This window comes from Aminobacter sp. LjRoot7 (assembly GCF_964252895.1).
Classification (GTDB): Bacteria; Pseudomonadota; Alphaproteobacteria; order Rhizobiales; family Rhizobiaceae; genus Aminobacter; species Aminobacter aminovorans_B.
This window is the reverse complement of sequence record NZ_CAXUPX020000005.1, coordinates 261,954-277,618: the sequence shown is the minus strand read 5'-3', so window position 1 is coordinate 277,618 and position 15,665 is coordinate 261,954. Positions and strand designations below refer to the sequence as shown.

Genomic DNA, 15,665 nt, shown 5'->3' with positions numbered 1-15,665 from the left:
GCTTAAATTGATCGGAGAGCCACATGGACGTGATGATCATCGGCGCAGGTATCGGCGGGCTGACGCTGGCCCTGATGCTGCACAAGGCGGGCGTGCCGTTCCGCGTTTACGAAAGCGCACAGGAGATCCGGCCGATCGGCGTTGGCATCTCCATCCTGCCGCATGCCAGCCGCGAGCTGACCGAGCTCGGCCTGCAGGATGCACTCGCCGAAGTCGCGGTCACGGCGCGAGAATCCTGCTTCTTCAACCGCTTCGGCCAGCTGATCTACAAGGAGCCAGTCGGCACCTTTGCCGGCTATGATTATCCCCAGTTCCAGATCCATCGCGGCGACCTGCAGCAGATCCTCTACGCGGCAGTCGTCGAGCGGGCCGGCCCGGATTGCGTCGTCACCGGCTGGAAATGCATCGATGTCGAGCAGACGGCGGATGCGGCGGTTGCCCGTTTCGTCGACGGCCGTACCGGCGAGGACCGGCCGGTCCAGCATGGTGCCGGTATCGTCGGCTGCGACGGCATCCATTCCGTCGTGCGCCGCAAGCTCGTGCCGGACGATGGCGGCCCGATCTATTCCGGCGTCAACATGTGGCGCGGCACCACCTGGTGGAAGCCCTATCTCGGCGGTGCAAGTTATGTCCGCGCCGGCTGGCTCACCCATGGCAAGATGGTCATCTACCCGATCCGCAACAAGCTCGACGCCGATGGCCGCCAGCTGATCAACTGGGTCGCCGAGATCGAGACGCCTGATTATCACCAGCAGGACTGGAACCGCCGCGGCCGGCTCGACGATTTCATCCATGCTTTCGCCGACTGGAGCTTCGATTTCCTCGATGTGCCGGGCCTTATCCGCGGCGCCGAGGCGATCCTCGAATATCCGATGGTCGATAAGGACCCGCTCGCCCGCTGGAGCTTTGGTCGCATCACCCTGCTCGGCGACGCCGCCCACCCGATGTATCCGCGCGGCTCCAACGGTGCTGGCCAGGCGATCCTCGACGCCCGCGCTCTGGCCGACAGTTTTGGCGCTGGCGGCGATGTCGTCGGCTTGCTCAAGTCCTATGAGGACAAGCGGCTGCAGGCGACGGCGACCGTCGTGCGCACCAACCGCACCACCCCGCCCGACGTCATCCTCAAGGAGGTCTACGAGCGCACCGGCGACCGGCCCTTCGCCCGGCTCGACGACGTTATCACCCAGGACGAGCTGGCGGCTTTGTCGAACAGCTACAAGAAGGTCGCCGGCTACGACAAGGCCACGGTGGCCGAGCGGCGACGGGCGTGAGCGGATACCGGTCGCCGATCCCGACCACATCGACCGCACGCTAACAGCCGCCGGCTTCCGGGACATTGCTGTCCGGCCGCATGACCAAAAAGTGTCGAGCGGCGATGTAGATGCCATGGCGCAGGTACTGCTGAAGGTCGGTCCGCTCGGCAAGATCGTTCGCGAAAAACCCGACTTGCGTGCCACGGTCGAGTCTCGTTTGCGTGCGGGCTGGCGGCATTGGGCGATCCAGCACGTGTCGAGCTCACCGCTTCGGTGTGGATCGTGACGGCACGGGCGACGTGATGCGAGTCACGGCAGAATCCTGCAATGTTGCTGCAAGAAAGGCTTCATACGTTGTTAGCAAATCCTGGTTTGGCAGAGGAGCATCCTGGATGAGCATTGCGAGCGACGCCCGCTTCTGGGACCGGTCTTCACGCAGATATGCCAAGTCGGCGGTGGCCGACCGCGATGGTTACGCGCGCACGCTGGACCGGACGCGCGGGCTGCTGCGGGCCGGCGACCAGGTGCTGGAGCTCGGCTGCGGCACCGGGTCGACGGCGATGTTGCTGGCCACCGACGTGAAGACCTATCTCGGGACGGATTTCTCTCCGGCGATGATCGCGATCGCCGAGGAAAAGCGGCTGGTTTGCCCGATCAGGGGGCTCGATTTCCTGACCGCGACGGCCGAGGCGCCCGAACTCGGGACCGGGCAGTTCGAGGTGGTTCTCGGCTTCAACTATCTGCATCTGGTGCGCGACCTGCCGGGCACCTTGCGGCGCATCCACACGCTGCTCGCCAGCGATGGCCTGTTCGTCTCGAAGACGCCTTGCCTCGGCGACATGAACCCGCTGATCCGCCTCGCGCTGTTGCCGGTGATGAGGGCCACCGGCCTCGCGCCGCATGCCGGCGCGTTCAGTAGCGAAGAGCTGGTCAGGATGATTTCTTCCGCGGGCTTCGAAGTCGTCGCAACTGAAAACCACGCGACGAAGGGCAACGACAACAGGCCCTACATCGTCGCCCGTAAGAAATGACACTGACAGTCGCCTAAGCATCCCGCCTTCAGAACACGTACGCCTGCAGGCTTGGATGCGCCGCCTCGAAGGCCGGCAAGTTGACATGGCACTGGCCACTCCGAAGGCATATAATCGTGCGGATTGCGAATGCTGTCCGCTTCCTGAACCTGTCAGCATACAGGCACACCTGCAGGCGATAGCTGCCGGACCGATTTGAAGGGGTGTCTGCCATGGCCTCCGCACGCCTGGACCACAATCGGATCGAAGTGCATGACCGCGACGCGCTTGCCGCCGCCAGCGCCATACTGGATGCCTGCGCTGAAGCGCGCGACATGGGCGAGGCGATAAAAGCGGCTGTCGCGCGCAATGCGCAATGGCGTGGCCAGGACTGCATCAACCTCCTGGCCCCCGAGGCGCCAACCAGCCCCGGCGTGCGCGCCCTGCTGGGGGCGGAGATTGGCACGCGAGCGGCCGAGGGGCACATCGGCAAGGTCAACCGTTGGTTCGCCGGAACGCGCCACATTGATGAAGTCGAGGCTCTCTGTGTTGAGCTGCTGAAGCGCTATTTCCGCTGCCAATATGCCGATCACCGCATGTGCGCGAGCATGGTCGGCAATGCTGTCGTCTATACGGCACTGTCCGCGCCCGGCGACATCATCATGAGCGCGGCGCAGCCGGTCGGTGGTCATTCGTCCAATCGCCTCGATGGACCGGCCGGCGTCATGGGTCGCAAGATCGTCGATATTCCGATGGATCCGGATGAGCTGGTCGTTGATGTCGATGCGTTTCGCAAGGTTGCGCTCGCCGCCCAACCGCCTTTGGTGGCGCTCGGCCTGTCGATGACCCTGTTCCCGCAGCCGGTGACGGAGGTGAAGGCCGTGATCGACGAGTGGGGCGGGCGCCTGTTCTTCGACGCCGCCCATCAGCTCGGCCTGATCGGCGGCCGGCAGTTCCAGGACCCGCTGAAAGAGGGAGCGGACATTATGACCGGCTCGGCGGGCAAGACCTTCGCCGGCCCGCAATCGGGAATCATCGTCTGGGACGACCCCACGATCACCGAGAAAGTGACGACGGCTGTCTTTCCGATATGGGCTGCCACGCATCAGGTCAATCGCGTCGCAGCGCTCGCGCTTGCGACGGCAGAGGCGATCGCCTTCGGCGAAATATTCATGGCGCAGATCGTCAAGAACGCCCAGGCGCTTGCCCGGGGACTCGACGCGCGCGGCCTGCCGATGCTGGGCCGCCACAAGGGCTTCACGGCCACGCACCAGGCAATTGCCGACACGCGCGAATTCGGCCGCGGATTGGAATGTGCCCGGACGCTCGAGCGAGCCAACATCATCGTCAACAAGAACCTGATCCCGAGCGATTCCCCCAAGAATTGGGACTATCCGGGCGGCTTGCGCATGGGCACGACCGAGATGACGCGCTACGGCATGAAGGAGACCGAGATGGATCAGATTGCAGATCTCATCGCCCGGGTTGTCGTGCGCCGCGAAAGCCCGGAGATCGTGAAGGAAGACGCGATGGCTCTGCGCTCGGGATTTCGCACGCTCTACTACTGCTTCGAGACTGGATTGCCGGCCTAGAAGCCGGCGGCGGCATCTTCGTTGAAGGTGACGAGGAGGTGCTCGGCGCGACGACCAGCCTGCTACGCAGACAGCACCAGGTGAACCAGCGGAGGATCGGAGGGATGTCTGATCAATGGCTGTTCAAGAGCGAGACGTACGACAACTGCAGTTGCGCCATGAACTGTGGTTGCCAGTTCAATTTGCCGAGTACCCATGGCTACTGTCAGTCGGCTTTCGTCGGCAACATCGTTGAAGGCCACTTCGGCGATACGCCGATCACCGGCCTGAACTGGGCGGCGCTGTACAAATGGCCTGGCGAAATCAAGGACGGACACGGCCGCCGCCAGATCATCATAGACGAGCGTGCGGATGAAGCTCAGCGGATCGCACTTGAAACGATCATCTCAGGCCAGGCATGCGAACCATTGAGCAATCTGTTTGCCGTCTTCGCGTCCACCTGCTCGGAATCTTGCAGCACCTTGTTCCTGCCGATCCATCTTGAAGCGGACTTGGACCTTAGGACTGCGAGGGTAGACATACCCGGTGTCATGCGCAGCAGCGGCAGGCCGATGATCAACGAGTTTACCGGTCAACCATTCCATGTTGCGCTGGCGCGCCCTAGCGGCAGTTTCGAGTTTACCTACGCAGAGATCGGGCTGGGTACGACCTCGGTTGCCGGGGACATGGAGATGGCATTCGAAGATTCATGGGCGCATTTTTGTGTCCACCACTTCAATCAACATGGCTTGGTTCGAGAAAGATCAAGGCTCACGGCATGGCTCGGATAGGCGAGCCTGCCTTCCCCATGAATGAAAGCGAGCCGACATGAATGCCCCAGGTCGATGCCTCGGCGATGCCGTGGCCCGTTCAGAACGCGTCGGCCTGGAGGCTCGGATGCGCCGCAGCGAAGGCGGGCAGAGCGGCAGCTGAGCCCGCGATCTCGACCGACAGCGGGAATGCGGAAAGATCGCAGTCGAAGCGGCGGGCGTTGGCCACCTGCGGCACCAGGCAGATGTCGGCGATGGTGATCGTGTCGCCGAGGCAATAGCGGCCATGCCGGCCGGCGGCGCGGAGCGTTGCCTCGAAGGAGCGGAACCCTTCCTCGATCCAGTGGCGGTACCATTCGTTGGTGTCGTCGTCGGACAGCTGCCAGCGCGATTTGAGGTATTTCAGCACGCGCACATTGTTGAGCGGGTGGATGTCGCAGCCGATGATCTGGGCGAGGCCCCTGACATAGGCGCGCCCGGCCGGGTCAGTGGGCCGCAGCGGCGGTTCGGGATGGGTTTCGTCGAGATATTCGAGCACGGCGAGGCTCTGGGCGAAGACATGGCCGTCCTCGACCAGCGCCGGCACAAGCCCTTGCGGGTTGAGCGCCATGTAGTCGGCGGTGCGGTGATCCATCCTGGGCAGGCTGATGAAGCGGGGCTCGTAGTCGAGCCCCTTGAGCGCGAGCGCGATGCGCAGCCGGTACGAGGTCGACGACCTGAAGAAGGTGTAGAGCATGCGCATCGCTTTTGCCGTCAGTGTGACGCGGCGTTGAGGATCTCGTCCGGTGTCGACGAGACGACCTCGACATATTTGGGCACGAACTTGCGTCCCTCGATCAGGCCGACAAAAGCCGGCTTGAGCTCTTCCGCCAGCACTTTGCGAATCTTGGCATGCTCGACGATGTCGGACCACTCGGCGATGAGGAAGAAACGCTGCGGATCCTCGGTGTCGCGGCACAACACGCCGTCCTTCACCTGGGCCCAGGATTTATGCATCGGATTGCCGTCCGAATAGTCGAATTCCTCGAACAGTTGAACGAATTCGTCTTCGCGTCCGGCCTCCACACGGAAGTCGTAGATGTGGAGGAAGTTGCCTTTGGTGGCCAGCGGTTCCTGCGCCATGCTGCTTTCCTTTCCTGTGTTCTCAATAATCATCAGTATACCGCCTTTTATTGCGCGCGCAAGACGCAACGCCTTGCCGGGCAAGGCTCTCGGAGCGGGCAGGCGTCCCGCGATTGCTGTTCGGGTGGTCGGAAATATGAGGCGGTACCGCTCTTTCCCACTGGTCCGGCAGGGGCTAGACAGGGGGCAGCGACAAGCGAGGGAATTGAGCGTGGCCAAGTCGGCAAAGACGGACGGAACGCGGAAGACAAAGGCAGCGGTTGCCTCGCCGAGCGAGCCCAATCCCGAGCTGCAGCAGCTCATCGAGCGTCTGCCGCTGTGGAAGCGGCCGGGCTATCTCATCCGCCGGCTGCACCAGGTCCACTACGCCCTGTTCTTCGAGGAGTGCGAGGGCTTCGGCATCACCCCGGTGCAATACGGGCTGCTGACAATCCTCTCGGGCAATCCCGATTCCGACCAGATATCGCTTGCCCAGGCGCTCGGCATCGACCGCACCAATGTTGCCGATGTGCTGTCGCGGCTGGCGCAGCGCGGGCTGGTCGAGCGCACCCGCAGCACCGAGGACAAGCGCATGGTGCTGGCACGCCTGACCGGCGAGGGCGAGAAGCTGGTGGCGGCCATGCATCCGGCGATGAGCCGCGCCCAGGAAAGGCTGCTCGACACGCTCGGCGACAAGGAACGCGAGGCGTTCCTGGCGACGCTGATCAAGCTGCTCGAGGCCAACAACAAATACGGCCGGGCGGCGCTTGCCACCGCCAAGTTCGGCGACTGACCGGCGCTCGCCGGCTCCCCTGAAGAAAGTCTACCTGTTCCAGCAGGCGACGAGATGGCCGGCGGAACGCTCCGACAGCTTCGGCGCTTCCTTGTGGCACTGGTCTGTTGCCAGCGGGCAGCGGGTCGAGAAGCGGCAGCCGGCCGGCGGGTTGACCAGATCGGGGATCTCGCCGCCATAGACGATGCGCTTGCGCTGGCGCTGGGTGCGCGGGTCGGGCACCGGCACCGCCGATAGTAGCGCCTCGGTATAGGGGTGGATCGGATGGTCGTAGAGATCGTCGCGGTCGGCGATCTCGACCATGCGCCCGGCATAGAGGATCGCCACGCGATGTGAGATGTGGCGCACCACCGAGAGGTCGTGGGCGATGAACAGGTAGCTCAGCCCCAGCTCCCGCTGCAGGTCTTGCATCAGGTTCACCACCTGCGCCCGCACCGAGACGTCGAGGGCCGACACCGGCTCGTCGGCGACGATGAATTCGGGCTGCAACGCCAGCGCCCGGGCGATGCCGATGCGTTGACGCTGCCCCCCAGAAAAAGCGTGCGGAAAACGGTCATGCGCGTCCGCCGGCAGGCCGACGATGCGCAGCAGCTCGGTGATGCGGTCGCGCGCCTCGTCGACATGGCGGATCAGCCCGTGCACCAGAAGCGGCTCGGCGACGAGGTCGATCACCCGCATGCGTGGGTTGAGGCTGGCATAGGGGTCCTGGAACACCAGTTGCATGTTGCGGCGGAGCTTGCGCAGCGCCTCGCCCTTGGTGTGGGTGATGTCCTTGCCCTGGAACACGATCTTGCCCGACGAGGCCGTGATGCGCCGCAGCACGGCGCGGCCCGTCGTGGTCTTGCCGGAGCCGGATTCACCGACAAGTCCCAGCGTCTCGCCCGGGTGGAGGTCGAAGGAGATATCTTCCAGTGCCTTGAACGCCTTGGGCCGCCCCCAGAAGCCCTGCGCCCCGGTTTCATAGGTCACGTCGAGGCCCTGCACGCTGAGCAGCGGCGGTGCTGGCGGCTGGGCTGGCACGGGGTTGAGCATCGAAAAATTCCTGTCAGGGGAAGGTTGGCGACATCAGCGGCGTCGCCCAGGCCGGCACCGACGGCTGCCAGCAGGCGGCCTCGGCATCGGGGCGGATATGTTCGAGCTTGGGCGCCTTGCGGCAGGCCTCACCCGACAGCGGGCAGCGCTGCTGAAACGAGCAGCCCTCGGGCGGTGTCACCAGATTGGGCGGCGTGCCTTCGATCGAGACGAGCCGGTCCGAGACCTCGTCGAGCCGCGGCGTCGAGCGCAGAAGCCCTTGCGTGTAGGGATGGGCCGGGCGCTCGAACACGTCTTCGGCAAGGCCGGTCTCGATGATCTGGCCAGCATACATCACCGCCACGCGGTGGCAGAGGCCGGCGACCACGCCGAGGTCGTGGGTGATCAGCACCACCGACAGGCCGAGCGATTGCTGCAGCTCGGCGAGCAGTTCGAGGATCTGTGCCTGGATGGTGACGTCGAGCGCCGTCGTCGGCTCGTCGGCGATCAGCAGCTGCGGCTCGCAGGCGATCGCCATGGCGATCATCACGCGCTGGCGCATGCCGCCGGAAAATTCGTGCGGATACTGGTCGAGCCGGCGGACAGGCGCGCTGATGCCGACGGCGGCGAGCAGGTCTGCAGCACGGTTGCGCGCCTGCGCGCGCGTCATGCCGAGATGCCGCTCCAATACCTCGCCGATCTGCGTGCCGATCTTGAGCACCGGGTTGAGCGAGGTCATCGGGTCCTGGAAGACCATCGCCACTTCCTTGCCCCTGATGTCGCGGGCGTAACGCTCGCCGTCGGGGCCAAGCAGCGAACGGCCCTTCCACCTGATGTCGCCGGAAGCGATGCGGCCAGGCAGGTCGATCAGCCCCATCACCGCTTGCGCGGTCACGCTCTTGCCCGAGCCGGATTCGCCGACCACGCCGAGCGTCTCGCCGCGACCGATGGACAGGGTCACGCCGCGCAGGCCCTGGACCAGCCCACGCCTGGTGTCGAACTCGACCTTCAGCTTTTCGACCTCGAGCAGCGGTTCCTGGTTGCTCATGGCGCTGATATTCATGACCGGCCTCCCTGGCTCGTGGCTTTGGGGCTTTGGGCTTTTGGGCTGCGGCGCGCCTGCCGGGCGGCAAGCTTGGCGCGCTGGTAGGCGAAGCGCTTCTCGCGCTCCTGTGGGTCGGTGGTGACGCGCACCCAGCTGGCGAACAGATTGACCGCAAGCACCGTGGTGGCAATCGACAGGCCGGGGAAGGTGATCAGCCACCAGGCGACGAAGATGTAGTCGCGGCCGTTGGCGACATCGAGCCCCCAGCTCGTTGCCGGCGGCTGCACGCCGAGGCCGAGGAAGGAAAGTGCGGCTTCCGCCAGCACGATGTTGGTGAATTCGAGGATGCCGAGTGTCAGAAGCGGCGACGTCAAATTGGGCAGTATGTGGCGGAAGATGACGCGCGAGGTCTTGCAGCCGATCATTTCGGCAGCCTCGACATAGGGAGTCTGCCGCACCGACAGCACGATGCCGCGCACGACGCGGGCATAGACCATCCAGTTGGTGACGACGAGCACGATGATCATCGTCGTCATGCTCGGGCCGATGACCGAGATGACCAGCAGGATCAGCAGCAGGCCCGGGAATGCCACCTGCACGTCGACGATGCGCATGATGATCGAGTCGGTGCGTCCGCCCCTGAAGCCGGCCCACAGGCCGAGCACGACGCCGAAGCTGCCGGCGAAAAGCACCACCAATACGCCGACAAGCAGCGAGGCGCGGGCACCGTAGATGACGCGCGAAAGCACGTCGCGGCCGAGATGGTCGGTGCCGAGAATGTGCTCCCAGCTTCCCTTGGGCAGCCAGGCCGGCGGCTTGAGGCGCGAGATCACCGACTGCGCGGCAGGATCATAAGGCGCGATCAGCGGCGCGAAGATCGCCATCAGCAAAAGGCCGACGATGACGGCGAAGCCGAGCGTACCGAGCTTGTCCTGCCAGAGCTCGCGACCGAGCTCGTCGAGCTTGGTCAACAGCGTCGGGCGCTGCGTGGCCTTGCGGGCGGTTGCCACCGGCGTCGTCACAGGCATGGGTATAGCCATCTCAAGCCAACCTTATCCGTGGGTCGATGAGTTTGTAGAGGATATCGAGGCCGACATTGATGACCACGATCAGCACGGCGACGGTGAAGACGATCGCCTGCATCAAAAACAGGTCGCTCTTCTGGATCGCCTGCATCGCTGTCAGCCCGAGGCCGGGCCAGGCAAACACCGTCTCGACCACCACCGTGTAGCCGGCCAGCGCGCTGATCAGCTCCCAGCCGGCCAGCGTCACGAACGGCACCAGCGTGTTGCGCATCGCATGCACCATCACCACGCGCTTGAAATGCAGGCCCTTGGCGCGCGCGGTGCGGACATATTGCTGGTTCAGCTCGTCGATCATCGACGAACGCACCAGCATCACCAGCCGGGCGAGCGAGGGCAGGGCCAGCGTGATTGCCGGCAAGATGTAGTAACGTGCGCCGCCCATGCCCGATGTCGGCAGCCAGCCGAGGGTGACGGCGAAGAACACGATCATCAAAAGGCCGAACCAGAACTGCGGCAGGGACAGGCCGAACAAGCCGACAAAGACGGTTGTCCGGTCGACCCAGCCTCCGGGCCTGAGTGCGGCGATCGCGCCGAGCGGCAGCGACAAAAGGATCGCCAGGCCGAGGCCGGCGCCGATCAGCTTGAGCGTGTTGGGCAGGCGTTCGAGCACGACGTCGAGGGCCGGCCGGCGCTGCCACAGGCTGTCGCCGAAGTCGAGGCGGGCCATGTCGCTGACAAAATCGACGAATTGCGTGGCGATGGGCCGGTCGAGGCCGATCTGCTGGGCAAAGGCCGCGCGCTGGGCGTCGGTTGCCGACAGCGGCAGCATCACCTTGACCGGATCGCCGACCATGCGTGTGGCGATGAAAACGATCACGGTCACGCCGATCACGACAAGGAGACCTTGTCCAATACGGCGGAGCAGAAAACCACCCATATTCCTCTCCATTGGCTGGAGCCGGCTCTCCCTTTTTGAGCCGGCTCCAGAACTGTTGGGGTTCGCTTATGTTTTTGTTCGAACCCGCAATTGTCCCGGTTATTCCGTGACCTTCATCTCCTTGACCAGGAGCTTGGAGTCGACGCGCGGCTGCCATTCCAGGCGCTTGGAGAAGCCGTAAATGTCCTGCTGGTTGAGCAGCGGGACGAGATAGGACAGATCGTACGACTTCTTGGTGATGGCGTCATACATGGCCTGGCGCTTCTCGATGTCGGTCTCGGTCCTGGCGGCGCTGATCTGGTCCGACATTTCCTGGTCGCTGTTGGACGCGGAGCTCGCCTTGCTCTGTAGCACGGCGGTCATTTCGCGGTCGACGTCGAGCAGTTCGTTGGAGTTCGACAGGAAGATCGCATCCGGCCGCGTGTTCTTGTCGAACAGCTGGTTCAGGTACTCGCCGAAGTCCTCGATCTTGATGTCGACGTTGAGGCCCGCGTCCTTCCAGTAGGCGCCGACGGCCTCGATCAGCTCGCGGTCCTTGAGCCAGCGGCCGGCCTCGCCGACGAGCTTGATTGTCTTGCCCTCGGCGCCCGCCTCCTTGATCAGGGCCCTGGCCTTGTCGACGTCGAAGACGTAGTCGGGCAGCGACTTGTTGTAGCCGAAGGCCTTGGGGTTGACGACCTGGCCCTTGGCCGGCGTGGCATAGCCACCAAACAGGCTCTCGGCCAGCGCCTTGCGGTCGACCGAGATGTTCATCGCCTCGCGGACTCGCGGATCCTTGGTCACCTCATTGTCGGTCGACACGATCATCAGGCTGGTTTCGAGGCCGCTGACGGCCGCGAATTTCGGCGCCTGCTGGGCGAATTCCGGCAAAAGGTTGGTGATAACGTCGAGTTCGCCAGCCATCAGGCCGGAAAGGCGCGTGCCGGATTCGCCAACGAAGCGGTAGGTCACCTTGTCGATCGACGCGGCATCGCCCCAATAGTCGGCGTTCTTCTCCAGCACGATGTCCTGGCCGCGGTTCCAACTGGTGAACTTGTAGGGGCCGGTGCCAACAGGCGCCTCGGCGAACTTCGCGTCGCCTGCATAGGTCGCGGGGATCATCTTCATCCAGTACATGCGCGACGGCAGGATCGGATCCGGACCCGAGGTGATGATGCGCACGGTCAGGTCGTCGACCTTTTCAGCGCCGGTGATGGTACCGAAATAGGCGGCCTGCTCCGACTTCAGCGCCGGATCGATGACGCGCTTGACGCTGTTGACGACGGCGTCCGCATTGAACGCCTCGCCATTGTGGAACTTGATGTCGGGCCGGAGCTTGAACTCCCAGGTCTTGGCATCGACCGCAGTTGGTGCCGCTGCGGCCAGTCCGGCGACCAGTTCGCCGTCCGGCGTGCGCGCCATCAGCGTCTCATAGACATTGTCGTTGATCGCACGCTCGCCGCCATCGTCGCGGACCTGCGGGTCGAGCGTCGAGGGCTCGGAACCGATCGCGATGGTGATGTCGGCGGCCTGCGCCGACAGCGGGGAAAGTGCCATGATTGCCGCTACGGCGGCGCTGCTTGTCAGTCTCGTCAGTACGTTCATTGGTCCACCCATTCGCCAAAGACAACAAAATCGACCTGATGCGCGCAGTCTTGTGCTGCGTTGATAGTGTGGGCCGCCACATCCCTCGACCAGAAGAGTGGATTGTATGCAATCGACTGTCAAGCGATTGTTGATCAACTTTGCTGACGATGCCGGGTCGAGTTTCGGAAATTCACCTAAAGGCAGTGTAAATTATTGAAAATGCACAAAATTTAGAACGTGATTGCTGAAATTTCGTTCACGAATATCACGCGAGCAGTCGACTTGACCGCCCTTTTCGGCAATTTCTTGCATATAGTATACCAAAAATGATTGCTGCAAGGAGGATGCCGGCAATCCCCGACCTTCCCCGGTGGTCGCGTCGGCAGAAAATACATCGTCGCGACAGATGCGGCCGCACTTGATTTCAACGACAAGAGTGCAAATTGCGCCAGCCTGTTGGTGCAGCAGGAGACGTTATCCTGTTTAGATGATCTCCGACGCGGCATGAGATTGCTGGCCAATACTCGTTTCGAACAAGGAAATGCTTGTACGTTCTGTTATCGCGTTTCTCGCTGGCAACGATGTTGAACTGTTGCCCGCGCCTGCGGTGCTACGCGGGCAGCGCTCGGCTGTTACGGTGGTTCAAGGAGTGCGCCGCCAGATCGGCGGCGCTGGCGTCAGCTGAAATAGCGCGGCGGCAGCCGGACTGCCACACCGTCGAGGCGCTCGAACATGGCCGCGATGTCGAAGAGGCGGCTTTCATTCCCGGTTGCCCCGACGATCTGCAGCCCCAGCGGCATGCCGTTTCTGGCCTTGCCGAAGGGAAAAGCAAGTGCGGGGTGCCCGCTCAGGTTGGCCAGGATGTTGGGGATAGGCTCCTCGAGGAAATAGAACTTGTCGACCGTCTTGAGCGGCCCCGCAGGCGCCAGCGCGCCGGGTAGCAGGATCGCGTCGACAGTGGCGAGGCTGGCGTCTACCTTCTTCCGCAGCACATCGCGCAGCTTCCGCGCCGCGATGACGTCGGCGGCAGCGAGGCTCTCGCCGACAAGCGCGCGGCCGCGGAACATCTCGCCGAAGGCGGAGAAATTGCCGCGCACCTCGGCGCCGTAGTGCTCGGCGATCTCGGCCATCATCACCACCGCGCCGGGCGCGTGGAAGGTTTCGAGCGGCGGCAGGTCGAGTTCGACGATTTCGCCGCCATTGCTGGCAAACAGGTCGAGCGTGTTTTGCATGGCCGTTGCCATTTCGGGCCGCAGGCTGGCGCCCAGCCCCCAACCGTCAGGGGATACACCGAGGCGCATGCCGGCAAATGATGGCGTCTCTCCCAGGAGCATTGACCTGATTTCGGTCGCCGACATCGCGGCATGGAGCCTCCGGCAGTCGTCAACCCGCGCGGCGATCGGCCCGCAATGGTCCATCGAATGCGCCAGCGTGTCGATGCCTTCCACGGGAACGACGCCGAAGCCCGGCTTGAAGCCGACCATGCCGCACATGGTGGCCGGCAGCCGGATCGAGCCGGCAGTGTCGGTCGCGACCGACCCCAGGCACAGCCCCCCGGCGACCGTGACGCCCGACCCGCTCGACGAGCCGCCGGGAAACATCTCGGGGTTCCATGGATTCCGTGCCGGCGGAAACGGCAGGTCGAAGGACGGCCCGCCGAAGGCCAGTTCGTGGCAATTGGCCTTGCCGATGATGATCGCGCCCGCTTCGCTGAGCCGGCGGACGACAGGCGCATCCCGCGTCGGCCTGCGGTCGAGCCGCGAATGCGAGGCGCCGGTGTTGGGCATGCCGGCAACCTCGACGATGTCCTTGACCGAGATCGGCACGCCGGCCAGTGGACCGACGGTCTCGCCGGCCGCGAGGCGCGCGTCGAGACGCCGTGCCTGCGCCAACGCCGCCTCGTCGGCGACGTGGACGTAGCCCGAAAGCTCGCCATCGAAACGTGCGATGCGCTCGAGGAAGTAGCCCGTTACCTCGACGGCTGCGATCTCGCGGCTGGTCACGGCGCCTGCGAGTTCCGCGATGGAAAGCTGTTCCAGCCTGCTCATCGCTTGTCCTCCCGCTCCTGCGCGTGGGCCAGCTCGGCGACGCGCCTGGCCAGCCGGTCGAGCACCGCTATGCCGCGCGCGAAATCGGCGGCTTCGGCAGCGCTGGCCTCGGGCGGCAGCGCAATCTCGCGAAGGTCGGGAGCAGGCGGGGTCACGTCGCGCATGTTTTGTCCGGGGCTGAGAGATTGGAATTGATCAGTATACGTCTGTTATGCATTGTTGGAACCGGCCGGGATCGAACCGGCCGGGGCATCGGGTGGGCAGCGTGAAGCAGAATGAAAAGCCGTTCGACGTGGTCATTGTCGGCGGCGGCATCGTCGGGCTGTCGGTGGCGCTCGAAGCGCAATCGCGTGGTCTCACCGTCGCCGTCATCGATCCTGACGTTGCCGAGGCCCGCGCGTCCTTCGGCAATGCCGGCGTGCTCAGCCGCGGCTCGATCTTCCCGATGGCCGCACCCGGCATCCGCGCGCGCCTGCCACGTTATGCGCTCGGCCGTGATATCGCTGTGCGCGCTCGCCTGCGCTCGCTGCCTTATCTCGCGCCCTGGCTGGTGCGCTTTCTGGCTGCTGCCGAGGAAGACTCCTGGCGCCGCGCGGCGGCGGCACTCAACCCGATGGTCGCCGAGGCGTTCGACCGCCATGTCGCGCTGGCCAACCTCGTCGGCGGCCGCCACCTGATCAAGCGCAATGGCTGGCTGAGACTCTATCGCAGCACCGAGGCTTTCGCCGGCAGCGCGCTGGAGCAGGCGGTCCTGAAAGAGAACGGCGTCCGCATCGACTGCCTTGGCGAAGACGAGATCCGCCAGCTCGAACCGCATCTCGCCCGCCGTTTCAGCAATGGCATCTTCTTTCCCGATACCGGTTCCGTCGAAAGCCCCGGCGAGCTGGTCGAGCTCTACCGGCAGGCCGCCGAAGCGCGTGGGGCTGTACTGGTCGCCGGCAAGGCCGACACCATTGCAGATGCCGGCGAGACCATGGCGGTCATCGTGGCGGGCCGCAGGATCGAAGGTCGCCATGTCGTGCTCGCCGCCGGTGCCCGTTCGGCCGTGCTTGCCCGTACGCTCGGCTACCGTTTCCCGCTTGCCGCCGAGCGCGGCTATCACCGCCATTTCGCTTTGGCCGACGGTGTCGAGTTGCGCCGCCCGGTCTATGATGCCGGCGGCGGCTACGTGCTGTCGCCGATGAATGGCAACGTCCGCCTGCTCACCGGCGTCGAGCTGGCGCGGCCCGACGATCCTGCAAATCACGCCCAGATCGACGGCGTCGAACCCGACGCACGAAAGACGCTTTCCTTCACCACGCCGGTCGACGGCAAGACCTGGCTCGGCAGCCGGCCGTCGACACCAGACGGGCTGCCGGTCATCGGCCGCGCCGCCCGCCATAGCAGGCTGATCTTTGCCTTCGGCCATGGCCATATCGGCTTTGCCAACGGCCCGATGACCGGTGCTGTCGTCGCCAGCCTGATCAAGGGCGAGCGGCCGGCGGTGCCGATTGCCGCCTTTGCCCCGGCACGTTTCGGCGGCTAGGCGACTGACG

The 15,665-nt window shown here is 64.4% G+C and carries 16 protein-coding genes; 6 read left to right on the top strand and 10 right to left on the bottom strand.

What is annotated here, in order from left to right; all coding sequences use genetic code 11:
• The first annotated feature begins 23 nt into the window (after positions 1-23).
• Entirely contained in the window at positions 24-1,271 is a 1,248-nt protein-coding gene (locus ACSQ3E_RS16875) for a flavin-dependent oxidoreductase (protein ID WP_436123591.1), read from the top strand.
• 40 nt (positions 1,272-1,311) lie between these two features.
• Here ACSQ3E_RS16875 and ACSQ3E_RS16870 read toward each other — a convergent pair whose 3' ends face one another.
• Entirely contained in the window at positions 1,312-1,491 is a 180-nt protein-coding gene (locus tag ACSQ3E_RS16870; protein ID WP_436123590.1) for a hypothetical protein, read from the bottom strand.
• A 154-nt stretch (positions 1,492-1,645) separates the two neighbouring features.
• Between ACSQ3E_RS16870 and ACSQ3E_RS16865 the strand changes: the two genes are divergently transcribed.
• The 3 genes from ACSQ3E_RS16865 to ACSQ3E_RS16855 all read left to right on the top strand — a co-directional run bounded on the left by ACSQ3E_RS16865 (position 1,646) and on the right by ACSQ3E_RS16855 (position 4,625).
• On the top strand, positions 1,646-2,284 hold the full coding sequence (locus ACSQ3E_RS16865) for a class I SAM-dependent methyltransferase (RefSeq protein WP_436123589.1): 639 nt from the start codon (positions 1,646-1,648) through the stop codon (positions 2,282-2,284).
• Positions 2,285-2,496: 212 nt separating this feature from the next.
• A complete protein-coding gene (gene glyA / locus ACSQ3E_RS16860; protein ID WP_436123588.1) occupies positions 2,497-3,855 on the top strand; it encodes a serine hydroxymethyltransferase in 1,359 nt (452 codons plus the stop codon).
• 104 nt (positions 3,856-3,959) lie between these two features.
• Positions 3,960-4,625: a DUF1326 domain-containing protein gene (locus ACSQ3E_RS16855; protein WP_436123587.1), complete on the top strand. Its 666-nt coding sequence runs from the start codon at positions 3,960-3,962 to the stop codon at positions 4,623-4,625.
• A gap of 79 nt (positions 4,626-4,704) precedes the next feature.
• On the opposite strand, the gene maiA is transcribed toward ACSQ3E_RS16855, so the two are convergent.
• On the bottom strand, positions 4,705-5,346 hold the full coding sequence (maiA, locus tag ACSQ3E_RS16850; protein WP_436123586.1) for a maleylacetoacetate isomerase: 642 nt from the start codon (positions 5,344-5,346) through the stop codon (positions 4,705-4,707).
• 11 nt (positions 5,347-5,357) lie between these two features.
• The gene (locus tag ACSQ3E_RS16845) at positions 5,358-5,726 is read right to left on the bottom strand and encodes a hypothetical protein (RefSeq protein WP_436123585.1); all 369 of its coding nucleotides are present in this window, start codon (positions 5,724-5,726) and stop codon (positions 5,358-5,360) included.
• A 211-nt stretch (positions 5,727-5,937) separates the two neighbouring features.
• On the opposite strand from ACSQ3E_RS16845, the gene ACSQ3E_RS16840 reads away from it, so the two are divergent.
• Positions 5,938-6,498: a MarR family winged helix-turn-helix transcriptional regulator gene (locus ACSQ3E_RS16840; protein ID WP_436123584.1), complete on the top strand. Its 561-nt coding sequence runs from the start codon at positions 5,938-5,940 to the stop codon at positions 6,496-6,498.
• Positions 6,499-6,528: 30 nt separating this feature from the next.
• On the opposite strand, the gene ACSQ3E_RS16835 is transcribed toward ACSQ3E_RS16840, so the two are convergent.
• The 7 genes from ACSQ3E_RS16835 to ACSQ3E_RS16805 form a co-directional block, all read right to left on the bottom strand.
• On the bottom strand, positions 6,529-7,530 hold the full coding sequence (locus tag ACSQ3E_RS16835; RefSeq protein WP_310320307.1) for an ABC transporter ATP-binding protein: 1,002 nt from the start codon (positions 7,528-7,530) through the stop codon (positions 6,529-6,531).
• 13 nt (positions 7,531-7,543) lie between these two features.
• Positions 7,544-8,572, bottom strand: coding sequence for an ABC transporter ATP-binding protein (locus ACSQ3E_RS16830; protein WP_310320305.1), 1,029 nt, complete (start codon positions 8,570-8,572; stop codon positions 7,544-7,546).
• On the bottom strand, positions 8,569-9,594 hold the full coding sequence (locus ACSQ3E_RS16825) for an ABC transporter permease (RefSeq protein ID WP_436123583.1): 1,026 nt from the start codon (positions 9,592-9,594) through the stop codon (positions 8,569-8,571). The genes ACSQ3E_RS16830 and ACSQ3E_RS16825 overlap by 4 nt, the downstream gene beginning before the upstream one ends.
• 1 nt (position 9,595) lies before the next feature.
• Positions 9,596-10,516, bottom strand: a complete 921-nt coding sequence (locus ACSQ3E_RS16820; RefSeq protein WP_310320301.1) for an ABC transporter permease — start codon at positions 10,514-10,516, stop codon at positions 9,596-9,598.
• A gap of 99 nt (positions 10,517-10,615) precedes the next feature.
• Positions 10,616-12,100, bottom strand: coding sequence for an ABC transporter substrate-binding protein (locus tag ACSQ3E_RS16815; RefSeq protein WP_409014569.1), 1,485 nt, complete (start codon positions 12,098-12,100; stop codon positions 10,616-10,618).
• Positions 12,101-12,759: 659 nt separating this feature from the next.
• The gene (locus ACSQ3E_RS16810; RefSeq protein ID WP_436123582.1) at positions 12,760-14,130 is read right to left on the bottom strand and encodes an amidase; all 1,371 of its coding nucleotides are present in this window, start codon (positions 14,128-14,130) and stop codon (positions 12,760-12,762) included.
• A complete protein-coding gene (locus ACSQ3E_RS16805) occupies positions 14,127-14,294 on the bottom strand; it encodes a hypothetical protein (protein WP_436123581.1) in 168 nt (55 codons plus the stop codon). Before ACSQ3E_RS16805 ends, ACSQ3E_RS16810 begins: the two co-directional genes overlap by 4 nt.
• A gap of 101 nt (positions 14,295-14,395) precedes the next feature.
• On the opposite strand from ACSQ3E_RS16805, the gene ACSQ3E_RS16800 reads away from it, so the two are divergent.
• The gene (locus ACSQ3E_RS16800; RefSeq protein WP_436123580.1) at positions 14,396-15,655 is read left to right on the top strand and encodes an NAD(P)/FAD-dependent oxidoreductase; all 1,260 of its coding nucleotides are present in this window, start codon (positions 14,396-14,398) and stop codon (positions 15,653-15,655) included.
• The last annotated feature ends 10 nt before the right edge of the window (positions 15,656-15,665 follow it).